This window comes from Streptomyces sp. CNH189, assembly GCF_000527195.1.
Genome location: NZ_AZUS01000031.1, coordinates 47,133 through 71,727 on the forward strand (window position 1 = coordinate 47,133; position 24,595 = coordinate 71,727).

The window sequence follows — 24,595 nt, forward strand, 5'->3', positions numbered from 1 at the left end:
GCCCCCCATAGGGTGATCGGGTGACACAGCCTGCATCGGTCGCATCCACCGCATACCTCCGGTTCCCGCATCCGCACGGCGAGTTGGTCGCCTTCACCGCCGAGGACGACGTGTGGCTCGCCCCGCTCGACGGCGGCCGGGCCTGGCGGGTCAGCGCGGACAACGTGCCGGTGAACCATCCACGGATCTCCCCGGACGGCACCACCGTCGCCTGGACCTCCACCCGCGACGGCGCGCCCGAGGTGCACGTCGCGCCCGTCGACGGCGGCCCCGCCCGGCGGCTGACCCACTGGGGCAGCCTGAAGACCCAGGTCCGCGGCTGGACCGACGACGGCCGCGTCCTCGCGCTCAGCACGTACGGCCAGGCCAGCCTGCGCCGCACCTGGGCGCGCGCCGTGCCGCTCGACGGCGGCCCCGCCGAGACCCTGCCGTACGGGCCGGTCGGTGACGTCGCGGCGGGCCCGCACACCGTCCTGCTGTCCGCCACGATGGGCCGCGAGGCCGCCGCCTGGAAGCGCTACCGGGGCGGCACCGCGGGCAAGCTGTGGATCGACCGGGAGGGCGACGGCGAGTTCGTCCGGCTGCACGAGGACCTCGACGGGAACATCGAGTACCCGCAGTGGGTGGGGATGGGGGTCCCCCCGCTCGAGCACAGCCGAGAGTGGGGGAGGATCGCGTTCCTCTCCGACCACGAGGGCACGGGCGCGCTGTACTCCTCCCTCGCCGACGGCTCCGACCTGCGCCGCCACACGCCCCTGGACAGCTTCTACGCCCGTCACGCGGCCACCGACGGCTCCCGGGTCGTCTGGTCCAGCGCCGGCGAGCTGTGGATCCTCGACGACCTCGACACCGCCGAGCCGCGCCGCCTCGACGTCCGGCTCGGCGGGCAGCGCGTCGACCTCCAGCCGTTCCCGGTGAACGCGGCCCGCTGGTTCGGCTCCGCGTCCCCCGACCACACCGCGCGCGGCAGCGCCGTCTGCGTGCGCGGCACCGTCCACTGGGTCACCCACCGCTCCGGTCCCGCCCGCGCGCTCGCCGCGACCCCGGGCGTACGGGCCCGCCGGCCGCGCACCTTCCGCGCGGACGGCGAGGAATGGGTGGTGTGGGTGACGGACGCCGAGGGCGACGACGCCCTGGAGTTCGCCCCCGCCACCGGACCGGCCCCCGGCGCCACCCCGCGCCGCCTGGCCGCCGGACAGCTCGGCAGGGTCGTGGAGCTGGCGATGGCGCCCGACGGCAGCCGCGCCGCGATCGCCTCGCACGACGGCCGCGTCCTCCTCGTCGAGCGGGAGACCGGCGAGGTCCGCGAGGTGGACCGCAGCGAGGACGGCGACGTCTCCGGGCTGGTCTTCTCACCCGACTCCACCTGGCTCGCCTGGTCCCACCCCGGCCCGCGTCCGCTCAGCCAGATCAAGCTCGCCAACACCACCGACCTGTCGGTCACCGAGGCGACCCCGCTGCGCTTCCAGGACTACGCGCCCGCCTTCACCCTCGACGGCAAGCACCTCGCGTTCCTGTCCACCCGCTCCTTCGACCCGGTCTACGACGAGCACGTCTTCGACCTGGCCTTCGTCGAAGGCGTACGGCCGTACCTGATCACGCTCGCGGCGACCACCCCGTCGCCGTTCGGGCCGCAGCGGCACGGCCGGCCCTTCGAGACCCCGGACCGGGACGAGACGCCCGACAGCGAGGGCACCCCCACCACGCGCATCGACCTCGACGGGCTGGCCGACCGCATCGTGCCCTTCCCGGTCGAGGCCTCCCGCTACAGCAACCTGCGCGCCGCCAAGGACGGCGTGCTCTGGCTGCGGCACCCGGTGCGCGGCGTGCTCGGCGCGTCCCGGGCCACGCCCGACGACCCGGATCCCAAGACCGACCTGGAGCGCTACGACCTCGCCCAGCAGCGCGTCGAGCATCTCGCCGTCGACGCCGACCACTTCGAGGTCAGCGGGGACGGCAAGAGGGTGCTGCTGTGGACCGACGGACGGCTGAAGGTCGTCCCCAGCGACCGGCGCGCCTCCGGCGACGACGACAGCGACACCAACATCACCGTGGACCTCGCCCGGGTCCGCCAGTTCGTCGACCCGTCCGCCGAGTGGCGGCAGATGTTCGACGAGAACGGCCGCATCATGCGGGACAACTTCTGGCGTCCCGACATGAGCGGCGTCGACTGGGACGGGGTCCTGGACCGCTACCGTCCCGTCCTTGACCGGCTGGCCACCCACGACGACCTGGTGGACCTCCTGTGGGAGGTGCACGGCGAACTCGGTACCTCGCACGCCTACGTCACCCCGCGCGGCGGCTTCGGCGGCGGAGCCCGGCAGGGACTGCTCGGCGCGGACATCTCCCGGCACGAGGACGGCAGCTGGCGGGTGGACCGTGTCCTGCCCGCCGAGACCTCCGACCCGGAGGCCCGCTCGCCGCTCGCCGCGCCCGGCGTGGCGATCCGGCCCGGGGACGCGATCGTCGCCGTCGCCGGACAGCCGGTCGACCCGGTGACGGGCCCCGGGCCGCTGCTGGTGGGGACGGCGGGCAAGCCCGTCGAGCTGACCGTGTCACCGGCCGGCGGGGGAGAGCACCGGCACGCGGTCGTCGTCCCGCTCGCCGACGAGGAGCCGCTGCGCTACCACGCCTGGGTCGCCGACCGGCGGGCCTACGTGCTGGAGAGGTCCGGCGGCCGGCTCGGCTACATCCACGTCCCCGACATGCAGGCGCCCGGGTGGGCGCAGATCCACCGCGACCTGCGGGTGGAGGTACTGCGCGAGGGCCTGGTCGTGGACGTGCGGGAGAACCGCGGCGGCCACACCTCGCAGCTCGTGGTGGAGAAGCTGGCCCGGCGGATCGTCGGCTGGGACCTGCCGCGCGGGATGCGCGCGGAGAGCTACCCGCGCGACGCGCCCCGGGGACCCGTCGTCGCCGTCGCCAACGAGTTCTCCGGCTCCGACGGGGACATCGTCAACGCGGCGATCAAGGCGCTCGGCATCGGCCCCGTCGTCGGCACCCGCACCTGGGGCGGCGTCATCGGCATCGACAGCCGCTACCGGCTGGTCGACGGCACGCTGGTCACCCAGCCCAAGTACGCCTTCTGGCTGGAGGGGTACGGCTGGGACGTCGAGAACCACGGCGTCGACCCGGACGTCGAGGTCGTCCAGCGCCCGCAGGACTACGCCGCCGGGCGGGACGTCCAGCTGGACGAGGCGGTGCGGCTGGCGCTGGAGGCGCTGGAGGAGACGCCCGCGAAGGTGGCGCCGGAGCTGTCGTGACCGGAGCCGTCGTGACCGCACCCGTGCGGCACGACGGCCCGGGGCCGGGTCGGTAGCATGCCCCTGTAGTGATCGTCGGGTCGAGGAGGGCGTATGGCAGGGGAACCTCAGGACGACTGTCTGTTCTGCAAGATCGTCGCGGGCAGCATCCCGGCGACGATCGTGCGCGAGACGGACACGACCGTCGCGTTCCGAGACATCAACCCCCAGGCGCCCACCCATGTCCTGGTGATCCCGAAGGCGCACCACCGGGACGCCGCGGCGCTCGCCGCCGAGGCGCCCGAGCTCGCCGCGGACGTGCTGCGCGAGACGCAGGCCGTCGCGGACGACGAGAAGCTGGAGAGCTACCGCATCGTCTTCAACACCGGCAGCGGCGCCGGCCAGACCGTGTGGCACGCGCACGCCCATGTCCTGGGCGGACGCGGTCTCGAATGGCCCCCCGGATAAGCCTTGTCCGTCCGTGAACTGGTGGTGCTCGGCACCGCCAGCCAGGTCCCCACCCGGCACCGCAACCACAACGGCTACCTGCTGCGCTGGGACGGCGAGGGCATCCTGTTCGACCCCGGCGAGGGCACCCAGCGCCAGATGCTGCGCGCCGGGGCCGCCGCCCACGACGTGAACCGGATCTGCGTCACCCACTTCCACGGCGACCACTCCCTGGGGCTCGCCGGGGTGATCCAGCGGATCAACCTCGACAAGGTGCCGCACCCGGTCACCGCGCACTACCCGCGCTCGGGGCAGCGGTTCTTCGACCGGCTGCGGTACGCGACCGCCTACCGCGAGACCGTCGCCCTCGCCGAGAACCCCGTCGACACCGACGGCCCGCTCGCCCGCACCGCCGGCTACACGCTGGAGGCGCGCCGGCTCTCCCACCCCGTCGAGGCGTACGGTTACCGGCTCGTCGAGCCGGACGGCCGCCGCATGCTGCCCGACCGGCTCGCCGCGCACGGCATCAAGGGCCCGGACGTCGGCCGCCTCCAGCGTGAGGGCTCCCTGAACGGGGTCGCCCTGGAGGACGTCAGCGAGGTGCGGCGCGGGCAGCGGTTCGCGTTCGTCATGGACACCCGGTTGTGCGACGGGGTGTACGCGCTCGCCGAGGGCTGCGACATGCTCGTCATCGAGTCGACGTTCCTCGACGAGGACGAGGAACTCGCCGTGGAGTTCGGTCACCTGACCGCCGGCCAGGCCGCCCGCGTGGCCCGCGACGCGGGCGTACGGAACCTGGTGCTCACGCACTTCAGCCAGCGCTACACGGACCCGGAGGAGTTCGAACGCCAGGCGCGCGCGGCGGGCTACGAGGCGGGTCTGACGGTGGCGAGGGACCTGCAGAGGATCCCCCTCCCCAAACGCCGAGCGTAGCTACGGGCAGTGGTGCCGCTGGGGCGGTGGGGGAGTGGGCGCGCTTCTGCGGCGTCGGGTGCGGGTGGTTGGTGGCTGGTCGCGCAGTTCCCGCGCCCCTGGAGGGCGCCTGCGCTGCGGGCAGTCGTGCCGCAGGGCGGCACGGTTGGGCGCGGCGGCTTTCAGCCGCCGCGGCTGTCCCCACGTACCTCACATCGCGCCCGGCGCCCTGGTGGCCGCCGCCGTGTCGTAGGCACCCCGCGCCGCCGCCGGCGTCCCGTCGAGAGGAATCTCGACCACCGGCTGCTCCGGCGCCCCGACCTCCGGAACCGGCCCCGTGGGGGTACCCGTGGTCGCCGCGACCAGCGCCGCCGCGTGACCGCCCCGCCGCCGCACCGCACCGGGCAGCAGCGGCCGGCCGCCGGTGTGCAGGGCGACCCCGGTCATCGGCACCGCGACCAGCAGCAGACCCACCGCGAGCACCGCGCCCATGACCGGGAAGCCGGCCAGCGCGGACAGCACGCTGCCGGTGATCGGCCCGGCCGCCGTGCCGAGGGCGGACGCGGAGCCGACCAGCACCGCCCAGCGGCCCTTCGGATCCAGCGAGGCGGCCAGCCCGATCAGGTACGACAGCACCACCGGGTAGAACGTGTTCCAGGCGATCTCGCCCGAGGCGAAGCTCCCCAGTCCGCTGGCCGAGGCGCTCAGCGCGATGCAGCCGGCGATGACGACCGTGCCGCCGCCGATGGGCAGCGCGCGCCCGAGCCGTGAGCCGAGCGCACCCGCGCCCAGCACACCCAGCAGGCCCGCGCCCAGCGCCAGCGCGAAGACCACGCCCACGGTCGGTTCGGACAGATGCGCCTGGTCGACGCCGATGCGCCCGCTGACACCCCACAGCGCGTTCTGCGCCATGGACCACAGCAGCATCGCCCCGGCCAGCACCATGCCCGAACGCCGGTGCGGCAGACGGTCGGTGCCGGTGCCGTAGGCGTCGGTGTGCGGCTCCGCCGGGAGCGGGCCGGCCGTGCCGCCGGGCAGCCGGGAGGTCAGCGGCCACACCGCGAGCGCGGTGAGGGCGATGGCGGCGAGGGTCAGCCCGTGGCCGGGCAGGTGCGGCACCGTCAGGTAGACGGCGCCCGCCAGCGCGGACACGCTGAGCAGTCCTAGGGTGGAGGCCCGGTGCGGGTCCTTCTCCGCGGCGATCCGGGTGGCGGCGACCGTGGTGGCCGTGCCCGAGCCGAACCCGCCGATCACGGCACCGGCGACCACGGCCGGAACGGCGGTGGTCAGGGCGGCCCCGCCGTAGCCGACGACGGCGAGGAGCAGCCCGAGGCGGGCCAGGGTCCGCGGCCCGGTCCGCTCGACGTGCGAGGCCAGCAGGAACCCGGCCGTGGCGGAGCTGAGCAGCAGCAGGCTGCCGACGGCCCCCGCCTGGGTGGCCGACAGGGCCAGGCCGCGTTCCAGCCGGCCGACGGTGGTGGGCAGCAGATACGGCGCGAGGTACCCGGCCGTGAAAAGGGCGACGAGGGGCCAGGGGGTGGTGCGAGGGGCGAACACGGGCGTTCCCAGGGCGTGCGAAAGGGACGGTGCGAGAAAGGAGATGGGGGGCGACGACCGTCGACGGACGAGAACGCGCGGGCAATTTGTATCAAGCGGGAGCGGCGCAACGGCAGCGAGGTCGATGTGATCTAGATCACTCTTTTGTTTGGACGTTTGAGGGGCTGGGTAAAAGCGCGCTTTTCACGCCCCGGCGTGCGCTGGGCGACCGCCGCACGACGGCGTACCGCCCCATTGACGCCCTTGGTTCACCCCTCTAGCCTTCGTTCTCATACATGGATGCCGTCTACGTAGAGAGATGAGCGAGGGTGAGTCCCGGCACCGGCGCAGGCGGCAGCGACCTCACTGACCTCAGGACCCCGCACGACGCCGGACCCGACCTCGTAGGAGCCGCCCTGTGACCGCATCCACCTCCCGGGACGACCTGACCGTCACCGAGGTCCGCCTCACCCCGGTGCTGGTCGCCGACCCGCCCCTGCTCAACACCCAGGGCGTGCACCAGCCGTACACCCCCCGGCTGATCGTGGAGGTGGTGACCGCCGGCGGGACCACCGGACTCGGCGAGACCTACGGCGACACCAAGTACCTGGAACTGGCCCGCCCGCTCGCCGACAAGCTCGTCGGACACCCGGCCGGCGACCTGAACCGGCTGTTCGCCGAGGCCGACGACATAGCCGTCGACGCCGCCCGGGTCTCCGGCCAGGTCGACGTCGGCGGACTGCGGGGCGTGCAGACCGCCGACAAGCTGCGGCTGTCCGTGCTCTCCGCCCTGGAGGTCGCCTGCCTCGACGCCGTGGGCAAGAGCCTCGGCCTGCCCGTGCACGCCCTGCTGGGCGGCAAGGTCCGCGACGCCGTCGAGTACAGCGCGTACCTGTTCTACAAGTGGGCCGACCACCCCGAGGGCGTGCCGGCGGAGAAGGACGACTGGGGCGCCGCCGTCGACCCGGCGGGCGTCGTCGAGCAGGCCCGCCGGTTCAAGGAGGTGTACGGCTTCACGTCGTTCAAGCTGAAGGGCGGCGTCTTCCCGCCGGACGAGGAGATCACCGCCGTCCGCGCGCTCGCCGCCGCGTTCCCCGGGCACCCGCTGCGCCTCGACCCCAACGGCGCCTGGTCCGTGGAGACCTCGCTCAAGGTCGCCGAGGAGCTCGGGGACGTCCTGGAGTACCTGGAGGACCCCACCCTCGGTACGCCCGCCATGGCCGAGGTGGCCGCCCGGACCGGAGTGCCGCTCGCCACCAACATGTGCGTGACGACGTTCGCCGAGATCAAGGAGGCGTTCACCCGGGACGCCGTCCAGGTGGTCCTCTCCGACCACCACTACTGGGGCGGCCTGCGCAACACCCAGCAGCTCGCGGCGATCTGCCGCACCTTCGGCGTGGGCGTCTCCATGCACTCCAACACGCACCTCGGCATCAGCCTCGCCGCCATGACCCACGTCGCGGCCACCGTGCCCAACCTGCATCACGCCTGCGACTCCCACTACCCCTGGCAGTCCGAGGACGTCCTCACCGAGCGGCTCACCTTCGAGGGCGGCACCGTACGCGTCCCGGACGCGCCGGGCCTCGGCGTCGAACTCGACCGTGACCGGCTGGCCTTCCTGCACCGGCGGTGGCTGGACGACGACGGCACGCTGCGCGACCGCGACGACGCGGCCGCCATGCGGATCGCCGAGCCGGGCTGGACCCAGCCCGCCGTGCCCCGCTGGTGACGGTCCCCGAAGCGGCCCCCCGGGACGGCGGCCCGGACGGTCCCCGGGGGCGGCTCGGCGTGACGGCGGCCGGCCTGTCGGCGGTGTGGTGCACACTGGCTGAAACCGCACCACGTCAGGGAGCGCACCGTGATGGCGTCCACCGGGAAGAGGAACGGGAAGAGGGCCGGTAGGAGAGCCGGGCAGGAACCGGCCGCGGGACCCTGCCCGCCCCACGTCGACCCCCTCGCCGCCCTGCGCGGCCCGGACGACCCCGCCTGGGACGTCTACCTCACCGGCACCGTCTTCCTCGACATCGTCTTCACCGGGCTGGGCTCCGCCCCCGTGCGCGGCACCGAGTCCTGGGCGCGCGGCATGGGGTCGAGCCCGGGCGGCGTGGCCAACATGGCCACCGCCCTGGCCCGGCTCGGCCTGCGCACCTCCCTCGCGGCGGCCTTCGGCGACGACCACTACGGCGAGTACTGCTGGGACGCGCTGGAACAGGGCGAGGGCATCGACCTCTCCCCGTCCCGCAGGGTCCCCGGCTGGCACTCCCCGGTCACCGTCTCCATGGCGTACGAGGGCGAGCGCACGATGGTCTCGCACGGCCACGAACCGCCGCCCGAGGAACCCGCTCCCGACTGCCCGCCCCGCGCACGGGCCGCCGTCGCCTCCCTCACCCCCGGCCGCGGCGCCCCCTGGATCGCGCAGGCCGCCCGCAAGGGCACCCGGATCTTCGGCGACGTCGGCTGGGACGACACCGGGGCGTGGGACCTGGCGGGCCTGGACGACCTCAAGTACTGCGAGGCGTTCCTGCCGAACGCCGAGGAGGCCATGCGCTACACCGGCACCGACACCCCGCGCGCCGCCGCCCACGCCCTCACCGAGCATGTCCCGGTCGCCGTGGTCACGCTCGGCGCGGAGGGCGCGTACGCGGTGGACCGGCGGACGGGGGAGACCGCGTCGGTCCCGGCCATCGAGGTGGAGGCGCTGGACCCGACAGGCGCGGGGGACGTGTTCGTCGCCGGCTTCGTCACCGGCACGCTCGCGGGCTGGCCGCTGGCCGACCGGCTGGCCTTCGCGGGACTGACGGCCGCGCTGTCCGTCCAGGACTTCGGCGGCTCGCTGTCCGCGCCGGGCTGGGCGGAGATCGCCGGGTGGTGGCGCAGGGTGCAGTCGGTCGAGGGCCAGGACCCCTCCGCGCTGCGGCGCTACGGCTTCCTGACCGGGCTGGTCCCGGAGGAGGCGGTGCGGCCCTGGCCGCTGCGGCGGGCGGTGCCGACGATCGGGTTCCGCCGGTCGGCCTGAGACGCCGGTCGGCTTGAGACGCCGGTCGGCCTGAGACGCCGGTCGGCCCGAGGCGCCGGTCGGCCGAGCTGCCGCTGGGCCTCTGACGCCGGTCGGCCTGAGACGGCGTCCTCGGGGAAGAGGGCGAGCGGGGTCGATCGCCCGGTCGGATAAAAGACCTACGGGCTTGTCACCCCTCCGTCGTACCCTGGGAAGCGCGAGGCCGCCCACAGCTGCGCGGCCGTGACGAGGAGGAACCGCAGGCCTCAGAGCCGGCCCATGACTCAGACACCCACAGCTCACACCCCCGCGCAGGGGGAGGCGAGAGTGCAGCTCACCGTCCCCGCCCAGCACCCCATGGTGACCGTGCTGGGATCCGGCGACTCCCTCCTGCGTGTGATCGAGAAGGCCTTCCCGGGGGCCGACATCCACGTCCGGGGCAACGAGATCAGCGCGGTCGGCGACGCCACGGAGGTCGCCCTCGTATCGCGCGTGTTCGACGAGATGATGCTGGTGCTCCGCACCGGTCAGCCGATGACGGAGGACGCAGTGGAACGCTCGATCGCCATGCTCAAGGCGAGCGAAAGCGGGGAGAGCGACGGCCAGGAGACCCCGGCCCAGGTGCTCACGCAGAACATCCTGTCCTCGCGCGGTCGCACGATCCGCCCCAAGACGCTCAACCAGAAGCGTTACGTGGACGCGATCGACAAGCACACCATCGTCTTCGGCATCGGTCCCGCGGGCACCGGCAAGACCTACCTGGCCATGGCCAAGGCCGTGCAGGCGCTGCAGTCCAAGCAGGTCAACCGCATCATCCTGACCCGGCCGGCGGTCGAGGCGGGCGAGCGGCTGGGCTTCCTGCCGGGCACCCTCTACGAGAAGATCGACCCGTACCTGCGTCCCCTGTACGACGCGCTGCACGACATGCTCGACCCCGACTCGATCCCCCGGCTGATGGCCGCGGGCACCATCGAGGTCGCGCCCCTGGCGTACATGCGCGGCCGCACGCTCAACGACGCGTTCATCATCCTGGACGAGGCCCAGAACACGAGCCCCGAACAGATGAAGATGTTCCTCACCCGCCTCGGCTTCGACTCGAAGATCGTGATCACGGGTGACGTGACCCAGGTGGACCTGCCCGACGGCACCAAGTCCGGCCTGCGGCAGGTGCAGGACATCCTGGAGGGCCTGGACGACGTCCACTTCTCCCGGCTGTCGTCACAGGATGTCGTCCGGCACAAGCTGGTGGGCCGTATCGTCGACGCGTACGAGAAGTACGACAGCACGCACGGCACCGAGAACGGCACCCACAAGGGCGGCCGCGGCCGGTCCGGGCACAAGGGGAAGTAGACCGAGCACCAGATGTCGATCGACGTCAACAACGAGTCCGGAACCGAGGTCGACGAGCAGGCGATCCTCGACATCGCCCGCTACGCGCTCGCGCGGATGCGGATCCACCCGCTCTCCGAGCTCTCGGTGATCGTGGTGGACGCCGGCGCCATGGAGCAGCTGCACATCCAGTGGATGGACCTGCCCGGGCCCACGGACGTCATGTCGTTCCCCATGGACGAGCTGCGGCCCCCGTCGAAGGACGACGACGAGCCGCCGCAGGGGCTGCTCGGCGACATCGTGCTCTGCCCCGAGGTCGCCGCCAAGCAGGGCGAGGAAGCACCCACGCGGCACACCATGGACGAGGAGCTGCAGCTGCTCACCGTCCACGGTGTGCTGCACCTGCTCGGCTACGACCACGAGGAACCGGACGAGAAGGCCGAGATGTTCGGCCTGCAGGCCGCCATCGTGGACGGCTGGCGCGCGGAGAAGGGCCTCACCGGCCCGTCTCCGGCCCCGACCGTGTCATGAGCGCGCAACTCGTCCTGGGGGCCCTCGCGCTGGTCGTCGTCGCCTGGCTCGCCGCCTGCGCGGAGGCCGGCATCGCGCGCGTCTCCAGCTTCCGCGCCGAGGAGGCCGTACGCTCCGGCCGCCGGGGCAGCGCCAAGCTCGCGCAGATCGCCGCGGACCCCACCCGCTACCTCAACGTGGCGCTGCTGGTCCGCATCATCTGCGAGATGTCCGCCGCCTCGCTGATCACCTACGGCAGCGTGCGCGAGTTCGACGGGACGGCCGAGGCGCTGCTGATCGCCATCGCCATCATGGTGCTCGTCTCCTACGTCGCCGTCGGGGTCTCCCCGCGCACCATCGGCCGGCAGCACCCGCTGAACACGGGCACGGCCGCCGCGTACGTGCTGGTGCCGCTGGCCCGGATCATGGGCCCGATCCCCTCGCTGCTGATCCTCATCGGCAACGCCCTCACGCCCGGCAAGGGCTTCCGGCACGGCCCCTTCGCCTCCGAGGCGGAGCTGCGCGCGCTGGTGGACCTCGCGGAGGCGGAGTCGCTGATCGAGGACGAGGAGCGCCGCATGGTGCACTCGGTCTTCGAGCTGGGCGACACCCTGGTGCGCGAGGTGATGGTGCCGCGCACCGACCTGGTGGTCATCGAGCGGTACAAGACCATCCGCCAGGCCCTCACCCTCGCCCTGCGCTCCGGTTTCTCCCGCATCCCGGTGACCGGCGAGAGCGAGGACGACATCGTCGGGATCGTCTACCTCAAGGACCTGGCCCGCAAGACGCACATCAGCCGGGACGCCGAGAACGAACTCGTCTCCACGGCGATGCGCCCGGCCTTCTTCGTGCCCGACACCAAGAACGCCGGCGACCTGCTGCGCGAGATGCAGAAGGAGCGCAACCACGTCGCCGTCGCCGTCGACGAGTACGGCGGCACCGCGGGCATCGTCACCATCGAGGACATCCTCGAGGAGATCGTCGGCGAGATCACCGACGAGTACGACCGCGAGCTGCCCCCGGTCGAGGACCTCGGCGAGGGCCGCCACCGCGTCACCGCACGCCTCGACATCACCGACCTGGGTGAGCTGTACGGGCTGGAGGAGTTCGACGACGAGGACGTCGAGACCGTCGGCGGACTGCTCGCCAAGCGCCTGGGCCGGGTGCCGATCGCGGACGCCTCGTCCGTCATGGAACTGCCGGACGGGCGGGAGCTGCGGCTCACCGCGGAGTCCTCCGCCGGACGCCGCAACAAGATCGTGACGGTGCTGGTGGAGCCCGTGGGCCCGGCGAAGCCGCCGGCCGGCGAGGAGGAGCCGGAGGAATGACCCCGGAGCGGCTGCGCGCCCTGTGCCTGTCCTTCAACGCGGCGGTGGAGGAGTTCCCCTTCAACCCGGAGACCTCGGTCTTCAAAGTGCTGGGCAAGATGTTCGCCCTGACGGACCTGGGCGCGCGCCCGCTGAAGGTCAACCTCAAGTGCGACCCGGACGACGCGATCCGCCTCCGCGCCGACCACCCGGACCTGATCGCCCCGGGCTGGCACATGAACAAGCGGCACTGGAACACGGTGACGGTGTCCGGCGGACCCACCGGCGAGCTCCCGGACCGCCTGGTCAGGGAGCTGGTCGAGGACTCCTACGACGCCGTAGTGGCGGGCCTTCCACAAGCGGCCCGCCTGCGCCTCGACCGACCGTGACGCGCGCTCACGTGCTCCCGGCGCACGCCGACTTGTCGTGACTGTCCCCTCGCCAATGCCATGGCGAGGGGGCAGAATGTACTCACGGTGCGCTGCGGCGCCACCGCTCCGGAACGCCTGCCAGGGACAATCGGAGCGGGAAGCGTCCTTCACTCAGGGCGTCCGCCGTCTTCGGCCCCGACCGCTCAGGTCGGGGCTGACTGCTGTCACACGAGGGGCATGACCCACTCGTCGACGATCTTGTGGATCGCGATGAGGAGGTTGATCAGCGGGAGGGCCAGGTCCACCCGCTCTCCCCATGTGCGCTTGGTCGGCTCGGGGCGGCGCTCTCCTTCCTGTTCCTGTCGGTCCGACATCGATGATCCGCTCCTTCCCCCGCCGTCCGCCGCCGAGTTCCGGCGAGCCACGGACGGGCGGTGTGGGGAGTGGGACCGGCGGCCTTGACCTGCGCCCATCGTGTCCATCGAGGCTTCTGATGGCTGCTCGCCCCCTCTGCTGTAGTGGACCGTGCATGGAGAGTTACGCTTGTGAGCGTAACCTGACTGATGCGGTTCGGTATAGAGCTTGTAGGAAGTCGGCGTTGCGATGCATGCCAATCTGCGATGTAGCAAGTTGGCGCCTGGCTACGGGTTAGCAGGACATATGCGCAGGTGCGCGCGGTGTGATAGGCCTTCACCTGGGACGACTCCCAGATCTTGGTCCGAAGCATCCCCTCTCGAAAGGTCTCGATGAGCCATATGCGAATCTGCTATGTTGCACCATGCCGGATCCGATGGGGGGTGCTGCAATCATGCCTGTGAAGAGTGCGGCATTGCTGCGCCTGCGGCTACGCACCGAGCTCCGCAAGGCCCGGGTGGCCGCGGGCCTGACGCAACGCGAGGTCGCCGACCGGATGGAGTGGAGCCCCTCCAAGCTCATCCGGATCGAGGCGGGGGAGGTCGGTATCTCCGTCAACGATCTGCGCCCGCTCGCCGCCGCCTACGGGATCACGGACCGACGCAAGCTGGACGAGTTGCTGGACATGGCACGCGGCAGCCGGCGCATGCCGTTCACCGAATACCGCGACCTGTACAGCAAAGACTTCATGCAGCGCCTCGCGCTGGAGTCGGCGGCATCGGTCCATCGCCAGTTCGGGCCGCTGCTGCTGCCGGGTCTGCTGCAGACCGAGGACTACATGCGGGCTGTCATCGGTACGTACGGCAAGGACATGCCGGAAGAGGACGTGGACCGCATCGTCGAGTCACGCCTCGCGCGGCAAGAGCTCCTGACGGACGAGGAAGGGCGGGAGTTCTCCTTCGTCCTGGACGAGTCGGTACTGCGCCGCGCGACCGGGGGGCGTGGCGTGATGCGGGCTCAGCTGGAGCACCTGGCCGAGCTGTCCGTGCGGCCGCATGTCAGGATCCAGATCCTGCCGTTCAGCATCGGCGCGCACCCGGGTATCCAGGGGCCGTTCACGCTGTTCGAGTTCCAGGCGGAGGGCATGGAGGACGCCCTGTTCTTCGAGGACTCCAGGGGGCTGACCACCGCTTCGACATCCGCGGAGGAAACCCGCCAGTACTTGGAGCGCTACTGGGAACTGGAGGACATGTCACTGAAGGACGGGGTCGACGTGGTGCTCCGGCGACTCGCGGCGCGCATCGCGGAGGGTGGTGACGAACTGGAGGTGCTGCTGCAGCAGGACGACGCCTGAGCGGCATGTGTCCTAGTCGCTTCCGCGTCAACTTGCCGTGTACGCCACGGTAAGTTGGCGGAATTGTCATGTCTGCGTAGGTGGTTGATGCACCTACCATGGAGGTTCTGCCGTGCGATCCACGGCAGCCGCATGGGGGACGCCCCCGGCTGGGCGGTCCACGACGGGGGTGGAGGTTGAGGGTGACGCAGGCACGGGCATGGGCGTGGCGCAAGAGCAGCAGGTCCGCAGTAGAGGACTGCGTCGAGGTCACCTGCACGGGCACGGGAATCCGTGTCCGCGACTCGAAGCGCCGAGGTGACGACATCATCGCTGTGACCCCGGCTGCCTGGAGCTCTTTCCTCGGCGCCCTCGACGGCACCCCGCCCACGCGCCGCGCGGTTTCGTGAGCGGTGTCGGCACCCGTCGCGGGATGAACCCCGGGCCGTTCCTTATGCTCGGATCATGACCGACACCACCGCCCTCGATCCCGAGGACCGCAAGATCGTCACCCTCGCCCGCTCCGTCCGCGCCCGCAACGGCGTGCCCGAGGGCGCGGCCGTACGCGACGAGACCGGCCGTACGTATGTCGCCGGGACGGTCGCCCTGGACTCGCTCCGGCTCAGCGCGCTGCGCACGGCGGTGGCGATGGCGGTGGCGTCCGGTGCGACCTCACTGGAAGCGGCGGCGGTGGTGACGGCGGCGGAGTCGGCCTCCGCGGAGGACCGCGCTGCCGTGCGGGACCTGGGCGGCGCGGACACGCCGGTGCTGGTGGCCGGCCCGGACGGCACGGTCCGGGAGACGGTCACGGCGGGCTGAACCGGCCGGCCCGTCCTCCACTGCTGTCACCCCCGGTCATTAGGCCGGATCTCCACCTTGATGCGCGGCGCCTCCCGCGCATCAATGGACACGCAGCGGGTCCGGACCCCCATCTGCCCCCACACGGAAGGGAACCGGAATCCCATGAGAGGCAAGCGATTCGGCACAGGTCTGTCCCTGGCCGCGGGCGCACTGGCCGTCTGCGGCCTGGCGTTCGCCCCCACCGCCGCCGCCGTCGATCCCGGAACGGCGACCGCCACCGCCGACTGCGGCAGCTACGGCGGCGGTGACGCCACCCTCACGGCCACCCAGAGCGGCACGTCCGCGACGATCACGCTCAAGACCTCGTCGGTCACCGCGCCGGTCTCCCTCGGCCAGGACTCCCTGGTCTCGCAGCTGACGATGGTGAAGGCGGACGGCGGCACGGTCGTCTTCAAGGGCACGAAGAACCCGGCGATGTCCACGGGCGACGCCCTCGAAGTCGGCCCCCTCTCCGGCACGGTCGCCCCCGGCGACAGCCTGGAGTCCTACGGCGGCACCCTCAAGGTGACGGCCTTCGGCTTCATCACGATCACCTGCACGGCGACGGGGCCACAGGCGCCGGGGCCGTTCGTGTTCGACTGACGTCGGTCGGCAGGCCTGGGCCGGACTTCAGTCCGGCCCAGGTGACTCGTGAAGCAGTCCTCGCGCTCCTCCCGCCGCCTCGGCGAGAAGCGAGCCGATCAGACAGACAAGAATTCTTCCTCGAACCCAGCCAAGTAACGTAGATATCGCGGTGCCAGGTACGATTCGTCGTCCACCAGTTTCCGCATAGCGCTGAGGTGGTGGTGAGCCTTCTCGTACTCCCCTTGCAGTGCGTAGGTGAGGGGAAGTCTTTCGATTTGGCGATCAGGCATCTGCCCCTTCACGGTGATCAGGGCCTGCGTCACACCCTGGTACGAGGCTGTCCGACGCATGAACTCGAGGGCGATGCCGGTGACATCCTGCATGTTCCTCTGGGTGCTTTCGGCCGGCGCATCACCGGTCAAGTCGACGGGGTGCTCCAACCACTGCGCTTCAGGCCTGAGGTAACCGACGTTTGCCGATACCGTGGCCACGTAGCTCCGTCCATCCCAACCAGGCACGACGTCGCCGCACCATCGTGCAATACGTTCTTCGACGGCTGAGCAGCGGACTCCGGCAAAGGTCGCCACCAGCAAATCGCTGCTCCCGCGCTTGGCGTGATCCGCAAAGGAGCACCATCCTTCGAAACCATGCCCGAGATCCAGCACGTACTCGTAGTTGGAAGCCCGTCGTCTGAAGCCGACGGCCTTCATCGCGCCGGCGATCTCTCTGAAGACCTCAGACTTTTTCACTGTTGCAACCTCCGCGGCCAGGGGAGAAGCGCACGCCTTGGCCCCGGCATGACCCTGCCGGGAACGTGGGTGTGCATGCGCTGCGACATCACACGTCTTGATGGACGACGTTGATCACGAATCGTGATGGGTCCAGGTACCCGGCGATGCCTCCTCGCCTCGCGTACCGGCCATAGAGGATCAACCCCGTCTCCGTGAAGAGATCATCCATTGCCTTCTGGTGTGGTTCGTAATTAGCGCCGGGCCCATTCTTTGATTCGTGCAGGTAGATGTAACCGTCTTTCATCGTGACCAGGTCATACTTGCGGTAGTTGCCCTTCGCGTGCCTAGTACCCGGTATACGAGCATGGACTTCTCGCCCCACCACAGTGTGCCCCTGGGCCACTACGTCACTTTCCAGTTGATCGACTCCTCGATCTCCGATCTGACCAGGCGTCGCGCCACCCCTGGCTGGACAGTTGTGAACGAGGACCGGCGTGGCCCCTGCCAGCGCATAGTACGTGTGCTACGCGGCACCGCTCTACCTGCTTTTCCGCAGTTCAAGCGCTGTTTGCTGGTCCGGTTAAGTGCGTGGGTGTCCGCGGTTGTGCGGGGTTGTTGCCGTCAGCTACTGCCGTCAGCCGGTTCAGCCCAGGTACGGCTTTTCGCGGCGTTCCAGGAAGTGCTGGAGCCTGAGCCGTTGGGTGTGGTGCATCGGCAACTGCTCAATCTCTTCCGGCGATACGAACCGAAGTTCGGTGGACTCGTCGGAGATCTCCAATTGGCCGCCGGTGATGCGCGCGGTGAAGCAGACGTTGAACTGTCGGCGGACCTCGCCGTCGGTGTAGGCGATGACGTGTTTCGGGTCGGTGTAGGTGCCAACCAGGCCGGTGATCTCGACGTCGAGGCCGGTTTCTTCCTTGACCTCGCGGACAGCTGTCCCTGGTAGGGAATCGGTGAGGTCCATGCCTCCGCCGGGCAGGGCCCACAGGTCGTTGTCGCGGCGGCGCTGGAGGAGGATGTGCCCGTGATCGTCGGTGACGACGGCGGAGGCGGCGACGACCATGCTGTTTGGCTTGGGCGCGCTGGGGTCGTCGTAGTACTCGGTGCGGGCCACGGTCAGTCTTCCTCTCGTACGGGGGTTGCGGTCGCCCACACGGCGTCGAAGCTTTCGGCGTACGTGTCGAACATGCCGCCTCTCTCATGCCGGCGAAGATGCCACACCGGCGCGGCGTAGGCGTTGACGCCCCACACATGCGCGTTGACGAGTTGCTGGTCGTCGGCGCGGTAGAAGGAGTTGTAGAGCGTGGTGCCGTGCGTGCGGACTTCGATGCCGGGGGTGCCAGCGAGGGGCCCGTAGTGCATGAGCGCGAGGCGGCAGCGGGACTCGATGCCGTGGCCGAACCGCTCCTCCTGGCCGCGGGCTTGGACGGTGTCGCTGTCGGCGTCCCCGATCGCGATGCGGACGGTACAGCCTTCAGCGGCGCGTTCGGTGAGGAGTTCGTTCAGCCGCGGGTACGCCTCGTGGAGGAAGACGGCCGCGTAGACAAGGATGTCGATCCGTTCTCTGGCCTGGGCAATGAGGTCGGTGAACGTCGAGACGGGGATGTCGGCCCGCTGTTCGTGAAGCGCGACCAGCTCGGGACTGATGGCGCGGGCGGGGCGGGCTTGGCGGAGTGCCGGCCAGATTGCGTGCACGTCTTCTCCCAGGGCTTTGGCCGCCTGCAGGGCTGTGGCACGACGTGGGGTGCGGCCGAGGTTCACCCAGCGCTCGACCGACTTGGGGTCGACCTCCACCTCCTGGGCGAGGGTCGCGTACGTCCACCCTCCGGCTGCCATGACGGCTCGCAGTCTCTCGTTCGGCACGAGTCTCCCCTTTGTCTCGGGACGGCACCAGGGACGTTCTACACGGTGCGGGACGTCCCGGAATGGGGTTTGGTGGAGGTTCCTTCGTCCCGGTGACAGGCGTGAGGATCGGTGCCGACCCTGCGGCACCGACAGGCCCAGGGGGCACGCATCAACGCCGCCGAGGAGCGTCACCGTGCGAATGAGCGCCACTCCATGTCTTCCCGCCCTGCGACTGGACGCCCAGTCGCGCGCCGCCTCGCCGGGGTGGTCACGATGACGGCCCCCACCCCTGATACCGGCGGGCAGACCGTCTCGCCCGATGCCGGCGCCCTGGTGGTCGACCGGCGGAACGGCAAGGTGGGCGTGGTGATGGGACATGTGGGGCCGTACGTGCAGCTTCGGCCGCCGTGCGGTGGCCGGGAGTGGGACGTGCCGCCCGAGGACGTTCGCCCACCGACTCCAACGGAGGAGTTGAGCGCGAAGGTGGCCGTGGCCAACCGGAGGTGGGGACGGTGACCCCTCGCTCGGTCCTGCGCTACGAGACCTGGACGCTCCAGCCCGACCGCGAGCCGGACGCGGAGCCGGTCCTGTACGCGATGCAGTGCGCCGTGGACGGCGAGACGTCCCCGACAAGCGAGGACTTCGCCGAACCGCAGAACTGGGTGCTGCGGCACTGCGGCCAGAACCCGTCCCACCACACCTACCGGGAGATCATCACCCGGCCCTGGCGGACCTGGCGCCAGATGTGACCCGCCCCGCCCTCCCAGACACCGCACCGCGCTGACCCACCCGACTCCCGTCCCTGCCGGGCGCGGCCGATCGAGGCTCCCCCGTCCTCGTCAGCCCCGGCAGGGACGGGCCTTCACCTGTGCGCCGCGCCCATGACCGTGAGGTTCCGGCCTCAGCCCCAGAAAGTCAGCCACGACGGCGGGCGCGCCAACCGATCACCCGCCACGTGTGTCTCGCTCAACCCCGCACCGGCATCAGCCCAGTTATTTCCATCGTCACGGCCCCCAGCCAGCCACAACAGCCGCGTTCCGGACGACAGCTCCGCCGGGGTGCCGACGCCACACGGTACGAGATCGCCGGACGGCCTCTCGGGGACCCGACCGGTCTGCTGCTGAGCGGTCGGACAGCGGGGCTGCCGATTGACAGTCCGGCCTGTGCCTCTGGGCTCTGCGCGCCGAGTGGTCGGCGGCCGTCGCCAGCGGGGCGGCAGACAGGAGCGGGCGGCGGTCACCGACCGCCGGCGCGCGGCGGCCCGCGTCAGCGGGACGCCCTTGATCAAGTAAAGAAACTCTGAACAGCTCTCCGAGAGTCGTCCCCCTGCTGCCACGTCGTGACGTGGTCCGAAGTCAGCGTCGGCGTCGACCTTCGGCAAGTCTGTCGCGCAGGAGCTGGGCCTTGGCGGCCTTCTCCTCGTCGGTGTAGTTGCCGCTGAGGCGCTTGCGTTGTTCCACGACGGCACGCATCGCGTCCCGGTGGGCTGTGGCGGCTTCGAATTCGGCGCCGGCCTTCGCGAGGCGTTCCTCGGCGGCCTCCAGTTCGGCGGCGACCTCGTCATCGGTCTTGCCGCTGAGCCGTACGGCTTCCTCGTCCGCTCGGCGCTGGGCCGCCATCTGTTCCAGCGATTCGTTGTAGCGCTTGAGGAACTGCTCGCGCGGGCTCAGCTGGCGGACGAACACACCCCGCCCCTGGACCGAGTAGATCAATCCCTCGTCCTTGAGGAGCCGCAGGGCGTTCTGCGCCGTGGAGTTGGCGATGCCGAACTGCTCTTGCAGCTCGCGTGCCGAGGGAAGCTTGGCCCCTGGTGCGAGCCGACCGTCCTGGATCTGCTTGCGGAGCGCGTCCGCGGTCTGCACATACGGGGGGCGTGGATCGTCGGAGGGCGCCACCTGCCATCCCCGCCGAAGGTCACCGAGCCCGACGTACGCGGGGTCTCTCTCGTCGGCGGTGGCCTCGTTCTCTTCCTGCTCGGTCCCGCTGTCCTGGGACCGCACGTAGCTACCCCGGCCCAGGACGGAGTAGATCAGCCCCTCCTCTTTGAGCAGACGCAGGGCGTTCTGGACCGTCGAACTCGCGATCCCGAAACGCCGTTGCAGCTCGCGTGCGGAGGGCAGTCGCTCGCCCGGACGCAGCTCGCCGTCACGGATGGCGGCGCGTAGGACGTCGGCAGCCTGCACGTACGGCGGCCGGGGGTCCTGGTCCAGGGGCAGCGTCATGACACGAGGGAAGCGGCGGACTGGCACCCACGGCATACCCGGCCACCCCTGCGTCCGAGACGCACAGGTGTATCGATACGAATCGAGTGTTGCGGGTGTAGCGAGCGTGCGGATATGGTCGTGTCGCCGACGCCGTCACCGCCAAGGCGGGTACCTGATGAGCGGCAACCCCCTCGGGCTCGCGCTCCTGGCCGTGGTTTGTCTCGGCGTGCTCGGGCTGCTGGGCTGGGCCGGGTTCTACTTCGCTCGCTGGTACCGGGCCGATACCGAGACCCGGGTCAGCCTGCGGCAGGCGCGGCGGCTGCGGTGGAGCTGGAAGCGACTCGCCCCGATGCTCGGCCTGGCAGTCAAGGACACCACTCCCACCGTGCTCCAGCAGTACGGCCCACAGGAGCAACCGGCCAAGCCGCGCGTACTGGTCCCGCGACTGCACACCCGCGCCGACGCCTTCGGCGTCACCGTCACCGCCGATGCCCTGCCGCCGGTCGGGCTGAGCGCCTGGCAGGACGCCAAGGAGGGCCTGTGCGACGCCTGGGGCATGCGCCGCATCCGGATCAGCCAGCCCAAGCCCGGAGTGATCATCGCCCGGGGGTTTCGGCGTGAGCCGCTGGAGGCGGTGATCCGCTCACCACTCCTCAGCCCGGACGGCTCTCCCATCTGCCGACCGGGTCAGTTCGTCTCCACCGATGACGTGCTGCTCGGCTGGGACGAGGACGCCACCCCGATCGTGCTCAACCTCGCCTACTCCGCCCTCGCCCTGGTCGCCGGCCTCACCCGCTCCGGCAAGTCGATCACCGTCAACACCCTGCTCGCCTACGCATCCCTGATGCGGGACGTGCGGCTGATCGTGATCGACCCCAACCTCGACTCGCCGAGAAGATCGCCGACAGCAACCGCGGCGTACCCGCCGCCACCGCAGACAGCACCGTCAGCGACTACCTCACGTACTGGCTGAAGGGCGTCGCCATCCACTCGCTCCGCGAGAACACCCACACCCGCTACGCCGCCTGCGTCCGCCTCCACCTCATCCCCGGCCTCGGCACCAAGAAAGTCGCACGGCTCACCGCCAAGGACGTACGCACCTTCCTCGACCGGCTCCGCACTACCTGCTAGTGCTGCAACCACGGACTCGACGCCGAGCGGAAGAGGTGCTGCGCAGTCGGCGAGTGCTGCCAGAAACGGCTGTCCGTCTTGACCGTGACCTACGTGCATTCGGTGCTCAAGTCCGCCCTCGAACACGCCGTCCGCGAAGACGAGCTGCCGCGCAACGTCGCCCGGAACGTCAAGACCACCGCACCCCGGCCCAGGCGCTTCCAGCCCCTCACGGCGACAGAGGCTCGCAAGTTCCTCGACGTGGCTCGCGCCGAACGGCTCCACGCACTGTACGAACTCGCCCTGCGCACCGGCCTCCGCAAAGGCGAACTCCTCGGCCTCCGCTGGGAAGACCTCGACCTCAACAGCGGGACCGCCAGCATCCGCCGTTCACTCCAGCGCACCCGCACCGGCGGCCTCACACATCTCCCCACCAAGACCCGGGCATCCGAACGACGTATCGCCCTCCCCACCGAATGCCTCCACTCCCTCAAGGAGCACAGAGGACGGCAGGACAAGGAGCGAGAGACAGCAGGATCGGGCTGGAGCGACAGCGGGCTCGTATTCACCACGCCGACTGGCCAGCCTCTCGACCCTGCCAATCTCACTCGCCGCTTCCGCAGCTTCCTCAACCGGGCCGGACTCCGCCGCATCCGCTTCCACGACCTCCGCCACTCCACCGCCACCCTGCTCCTGGAACAAGGCGTCGACCTCGTCGTCATCAAGGAACTCCTCGGTCACGCCCACATCGGCGTCACCGCCGGCGTCTACGCCCACGTTCGACTCCGACTGCAACGCCAAGCCATAGACGCCCTCGGCAACGCCCTCGGCGGCCAGGACGACGACGCCGAGGACCCACCCGCCGCAGCCGTCGTCCGCTGACGTTGCCGTCAGCGTTGCCGTCAAGGGCAACTTCTGTATCCCAGAAACGCCGCTGGGGAGTAGGTTCGAACCTACTCCCCGGCGGCGTTCATTACTTCACAGACCAGGCATCCCCAAAACCGTTAGGGAAACCCATCAGGAATTCCGATACAGCACCGATGGCTTCAGCTTGAGTAACCAGCGAGGATCGCTCAAACAATCCCATCTGGCCGCCACAGACCAGTTCGATCTGCTCCGAGCCGGCACCAGGTTCTGTCAGTTGAAGAATCTCCCCTTCAACCGACTCACCCGTAACCAGGTACAGATTTGGACCACCCGCAACCGACAAGTATCGGAATGGCTCGTCTTCCGTCACGGAAATCTCGGTAAGTCGATTCCCGTCAAGGTCCGCGATGGATCGGATAATCCGCTCCAGTTCGGGATTCGCGACTTCCCAATCCCGAGTCTTGGAGCCGTCCCTGTCGTCTCCTGCCAGCGTAATCACAATGCTCTACCCCAACGGCCTTGGTGTGGACGGTCTTCGTACTGCGTTGATCGTAAAGATTCCAGAAGGCGAATGTACCAGCAATTCCTCAACGCCTAGGCCGCGCATCAGCGACCCGACTCCACCTGTCGCACCACACGATCGGCAGAAGTCGCGATCCACATGGAGAACGGCTCTGGTGCCAGTCGCCCCAGCGTCCTTCGCCTGCTGGAATACGTCTGCTTCAGCGTGCGTCTTCGTCTGGGCATTCACTCGGATGTCGACCGGCCGACCATGCGCATTCCTTCCGAAGAAGACCTGTCCGTCGATCTGTAGGCGGGCTGCCGTGAACGTGTCGTCTGCACTACCACGAGCAGGCATTCCTTCACGCGCTCGATAAGACGCGAGTTCGCTCCAACCGCAATTGTGAACGAGGACCGGCGTGGCCCCCGCCAGCACATAGTACGTGTGGGTGTTGCCGACGGTGAGGTTGTGGACGGTCGTGCCCGGTGTCGTCCAGCGTTCGATCGCGGTGATCTGGACGTGCGTGCCGGCGCTCGTTTGGAGCCATTGGCCGGGTTGGAGGTCGGTGGCGTCGAGCCATTCGCCGAGTTCGGGGACCCAGAAGGGATGGCCGTCGGTCGCGGTGACCTCGGCGGTTGCCTCGCCGTTGTCGCCGTCGGTGTCGATGACGACCTTGACCAGGTGCTTCAGGCCCTCGCCCTTGATCTCGGCGGTGACCGTCTCGATGCGGGTCTCACCGGTCTCGGGGTCGGTGGCGACGACCTTGTCGCCGGCCTTGACCTCCTCGATCGGCTTCGTCGTGCCGTCGGCCATCAGGACCTTGGTGCCGGGGACGAAGCTGTTGCCGACGGGGCAGGAGCCGCCGTCCCCTCCGTCGGCCTTGCCGGAGTCGCCGCTTCCGCTGCTGCCGCCCTTGCTGCGGGAGGAGCCGCCGGAGTCGCCGCCGGGTTTGGAGCCGCCGCTCTTGCCGCCGCCGTTGCCCTTGCTGGCTGAGGACGCCTTGGGGGCCGCCTTGGCCTGGGCCTGTTTCTGGACGGGGTTACCGGTCTTCTTGGTCTGCGCGACCGCCTTGTCCGAGGTTCGTTTCGCCTGCTCCGCCGCCTTCTTCTTGGCGCGTTGCGCGGCTTCCTTCTTCGCCTTCTCGATGGCGGCCTTCTTGGCCTTCAGCGCCGCCGCCTCGGCCGCCTTCGCGGCCCTCAGCACCGCCTCGGCCGCCTTCTTCGCCTTGCGGAAGGCCTGGATCGCGTCGATCGTGCGGTCGATGGCCTTCAGNACGCCGGGGATCTTGCCCGCCTTGAACCACGGGATCGCGCCCAGGACCATGCCGGCGCACGACCACATGTCACCGCCGAAGCAGGCCATCGCGTCGTTGATGCCGATGAAGTCCTTCAGCGTGGACCACGCCGCGCCCAGGATCACCGAGGACAGCGACTTGCCCATGGTGGACTGCGCCTGCGCGACCTGCGCCGCGGACAGACCCGCTCCCGCCAGGGCCGCGGCCCGCTCCGAGGCGGTCAGGGAGATGGCCAGACCCGTCGGGTCGGACATCGTCACCGGGTTGTTGTGCGCGTAGGC

General features: G+C 70.2%; 24 protein-coding genes and 1 pseudogene. 17 read left to right on the forward strand and 8 right to left on the reverse strand.

The features are described from left to right. Nucleotides 1-20: 20 nt before the first annotated feature. The 3 genes from B100_RS0131510 (at nucleotide 21) to B100_RS0131520 (ending at nucleotide 4,622) form a co-directional block, all read left to right on the forward strand. Complete coding sequence (locus B100_RS0131510) at nucleotides 21-3,263, forward strand: S41 family peptidase (protein WP_024888356.1); 3,243 nt, start codon at nucleotides 21-23, stop codon at nucleotides 3,261-3,263. 93 nt (nucleotides 3,264-3,356) lie between these two features. Continuing rightward, entirely contained in the window at nucleotides 3,357-3,710 is a 354-nt protein-coding gene (locus tag B100_RS0131515; RefSeq protein WP_024888357.1) for a histidine triad nucleotide-binding protein, read from the forward strand. A gap of 3 nt (nucleotides 3,711-3,713) precedes the next feature. Next, nucleotides 3,714-4,622, forward strand: a complete 909-nt coding sequence (locus tag B100_RS0131520) for a ribonuclease Z (RefSeq protein WP_024888358.1) — start codon at nucleotides 3,714-3,716, stop codon at nucleotides 4,620-4,622. Between the two features lie 189 nt (nucleotides 4,623-4,811). Here B100_RS0131520 and B100_RS0131525 read toward each other — a convergent pair whose 3' ends face one another. Further along, a complete protein-coding gene (locus tag B100_RS0131525; protein ID WP_024888359.1) occupies nucleotides 4,812-6,158 on the reverse strand; it encodes an MFS transporter in 1,347 nt (448 codons plus the stop codon). Between the two features lie 397 nt (nucleotides 6,159-6,555). Here B100_RS0131525 and B100_RS0131530 point away from each other — a divergent pair, with 397 nt between their 5' ends. From B100_RS0131530 to B100_RS0131555, 6 genes are all read left to right on the forward strand, one after another. Continuing rightward, nucleotides 6,556-7,866: a glucarate dehydratase family protein gene (locus tag B100_RS0131530; RefSeq protein WP_024888360.1), complete on the forward strand. Its 1,311-nt coding sequence runs from the start codon at nucleotides 6,556-6,558 to the stop codon at nucleotides 7,864-7,866. Nucleotides 7,867-7,998: 132 nt separating this feature from the next. Further along, the gene (locus tag B100_RS0131535; protein WP_024888361.1) at nucleotides 7,999-9,153 is read left to right on the forward strand and encodes a PfkB family carbohydrate kinase; all 1,155 of its coding nucleotides are present in this window, start codon (nucleotides 7,999-8,001) and stop codon (nucleotides 9,151-9,153) included. 258 nt (nucleotides 9,154-9,411) lie between these two features. Further along, complete coding sequence (locus B100_RS0131540; protein WP_024888362.1) at nucleotides 9,412-10,482, forward strand: PhoH family protein; 1,071 nt, start codon at nucleotides 9,412-9,414, stop codon at nucleotides 10,480-10,482. A gap of 12 nt (nucleotides 10,483-10,494) precedes the next feature. Beyond that, nucleotides 10,495-10,992: an rRNA maturation RNase YbeY gene (ybeY, locus tag B100_RS0131545; protein ID WP_024888363.1), complete on the forward strand. Its 498-nt coding sequence runs from the start codon at nucleotides 10,495-10,497 to the stop codon at nucleotides 10,990-10,992. Further along, complete coding sequence (locus B100_RS0131550) at nucleotides 10,989-12,299, forward strand: hemolysin family protein (RefSeq protein ID WP_024888364.1); 1,311 nt, start codon at nucleotides 10,989-10,991, stop codon at nucleotides 12,297-12,299. The genes ybeY and B100_RS0131550 overlap by 4 nt, the downstream gene beginning before the upstream one ends. Next, a complete protein-coding gene (locus tag B100_RS0131555) occupies nucleotides 12,296-12,667 on the forward strand; it encodes an MmcQ/YjbR family DNA-binding protein (protein ID WP_024888365.1) in 372 nt (123 codons plus the stop codon). Before B100_RS0131550 ends, B100_RS0131555 begins: the two co-directional genes overlap by 4 nt. Nucleotides 12,668-12,873: 206 nt before the next feature. Here the strand turns inward: B100_RS0131555 and B100_RS37065 are convergent, their stop codons facing one another. After that, entirely contained in the window at nucleotides 12,874-13,023 is a 150-nt protein-coding gene (locus B100_RS37065; protein ID WP_158686762.1) for a hypothetical protein, read from the reverse strand. 434 nt (nucleotides 13,024-13,457) lie between these two features. On the opposite strand from B100_RS37065, the gene B100_RS0131565 reads away from it, so the two are divergent. From B100_RS0131565 to B100_RS0131575, 4 genes are all read left to right on the forward strand, one after another. Next, complete coding sequence (locus B100_RS0131565; RefSeq protein WP_024888366.1) at nucleotides 13,458-14,357, forward strand: helix-turn-helix domain-containing protein; 900 nt, start codon at nucleotides 13,458-13,460, stop codon at nucleotides 14,355-14,357. Nucleotides 14,358-14,455: 98 nt separating this feature from the next. Beyond that, a complete protein-coding gene (locus B100_RS36075; RefSeq protein WP_078541288.1) occupies nucleotides 14,456-14,746 on the forward strand; it encodes a DUF397 domain-containing protein in 291 nt (96 codons plus the stop codon). A 55-nt stretch (nucleotides 14,747-14,801) separates the two neighbouring features. Beyond that, nucleotides 14,802-15,155, forward strand: coding sequence for a hypothetical protein (locus B100_RS0131570; RefSeq protein ID WP_024888367.1), 354 nt, complete (start codon nucleotides 14,802-14,804; stop codon nucleotides 15,153-15,155). A 144-nt stretch (nucleotides 15,156-15,299) separates the two neighbouring features. Next, complete coding sequence (locus tag B100_RS0131575; protein WP_024888368.1) at nucleotides 15,300-15,779, forward strand: hypothetical protein; 480 nt, start codon at nucleotides 15,300-15,302, stop codon at nucleotides 15,777-15,779. A gap of 98 nt (nucleotides 15,780-15,877) precedes the next feature. On the opposite strand, the gene B100_RS37070 is transcribed toward B100_RS0131575, so the two are convergent. The 3 genes from B100_RS37070 to B100_RS0131590 all read right to left on the reverse strand — a co-directional run bounded on the left by B100_RS37070 (nucleotide 15,878) and on the right by B100_RS0131590 (nucleotide 18,328). Beyond that, nucleotides 15,878-16,510, reverse strand: a complete 633-nt coding sequence (locus B100_RS37070; protein ID WP_158686763.1) for a hypothetical protein — start codon at nucleotides 16,508-16,510, stop codon at nucleotides 15,878-15,880. A 625-nt stretch (nucleotides 16,511-17,135) separates the two neighbouring features. Beyond that, nucleotides 17,136-17,606 (reverse strand): NUDIX hydrolase, encoded by a 471-nt coding sequence (locus tag B100_RS0131585; protein WP_024888370.1) that lies wholly within the window; start codon nucleotides 17,604-17,606, stop codon nucleotides 17,136-17,138. A gap of 2 nt (nucleotides 17,607-17,608) precedes the next feature. Further along, nucleotides 17,609-18,328, reverse strand: a complete 720-nt coding sequence (locus B100_RS0131590; RefSeq protein WP_051490106.1) for an XRE family transcriptional regulator — start codon at nucleotides 18,326-18,328, stop codon at nucleotides 17,609-17,611. 282 nt (nucleotides 18,329-18,610) lie between these two features. Here B100_RS0131590 and B100_RS37835 point away from each other — a divergent pair, with 282 nt between their 5' ends. Beyond that, nucleotides 18,611-18,853, forward strand: coding sequence for a hypothetical protein (locus B100_RS37835; RefSeq protein WP_051490108.1), 243 nt, complete (start codon nucleotides 18,611-18,613; stop codon nucleotides 18,851-18,853). Beyond that, complete coding sequence (locus B100_RS0131600) at nucleotides 18,841-19,086, forward strand: DUF7848 domain-containing protein (protein WP_024888373.1); 246 nt, start codon at nucleotides 18,841-18,843, stop codon at nucleotides 19,084-19,086. The genes B100_RS37835 and B100_RS0131600 overlap by 13 nt, the downstream gene beginning before the upstream one ends. Nucleotides 19,087-19,692: 606 nt before the next feature. Here the strand turns inward: B100_RS0131600 and B100_RS34970 are convergent. Next, nucleotides 19,693-20,559: a GntR family transcriptional regulator gene (locus tag B100_RS34970; protein WP_024888374.1), complete on the reverse strand. Its 867-nt coding sequence runs from the start codon at nucleotides 20,557-20,559 to the stop codon at nucleotides 19,693-19,695. A gap of 157 nt (nucleotides 20,560-20,716) precedes the next feature. Here B100_RS34970 and B100_RS37840 point away from each other — a divergent pair, with 157 nt between their 5' ends. Together B100_RS37840 and B100_RS34525 are read left to right on the forward strand one after the other, a co-directional pair. Then, the gene (locus tag B100_RS37840; protein ID WP_024888375.1) at nucleotides 20,717-21,514 is read left to right on the forward strand and encodes a hypothetical protein; all 798 of its coding nucleotides are present in this window, start codon (nucleotides 20,717-20,719) and stop codon (nucleotides 21,512-21,514) included. Then, nucleotides 21,424-22,533, forward strand: a pseudogene (locus B100_RS34525) (tyrosine-type recombinase/integrase); the annotation flags it as partial. The gene B100_RS37840 and the pseudogene B100_RS34525, both read left to right, overlap by 91 nt. A gap of 91 nt (nucleotides 22,534-22,624) precedes the next feature. Here the strand turns inward: B100_RS34525 and B100_RS37075 are convergent. Both B100_RS37075 and B100_RS0131620 read right to left on the reverse strand, forming a co-directional pair. Then, nucleotides 22,625-22,888, reverse strand: a complete 264-nt coding sequence (locus B100_RS37075) for a hypothetical protein (protein ID WP_158686764.1) — start codon at nucleotides 22,886-22,888, stop codon at nucleotides 22,625-22,627. A 135-nt stretch (nucleotides 22,889-23,023) separates the two neighbouring features. Next, nucleotides 23,024-24,595, reverse strand: a 1,572-nt coding sequence (locus tag B100_RS0131620) for a deaminase (RefSeq protein WP_024888377.1), incomplete at its 5' end; no start/stop codon positions are given.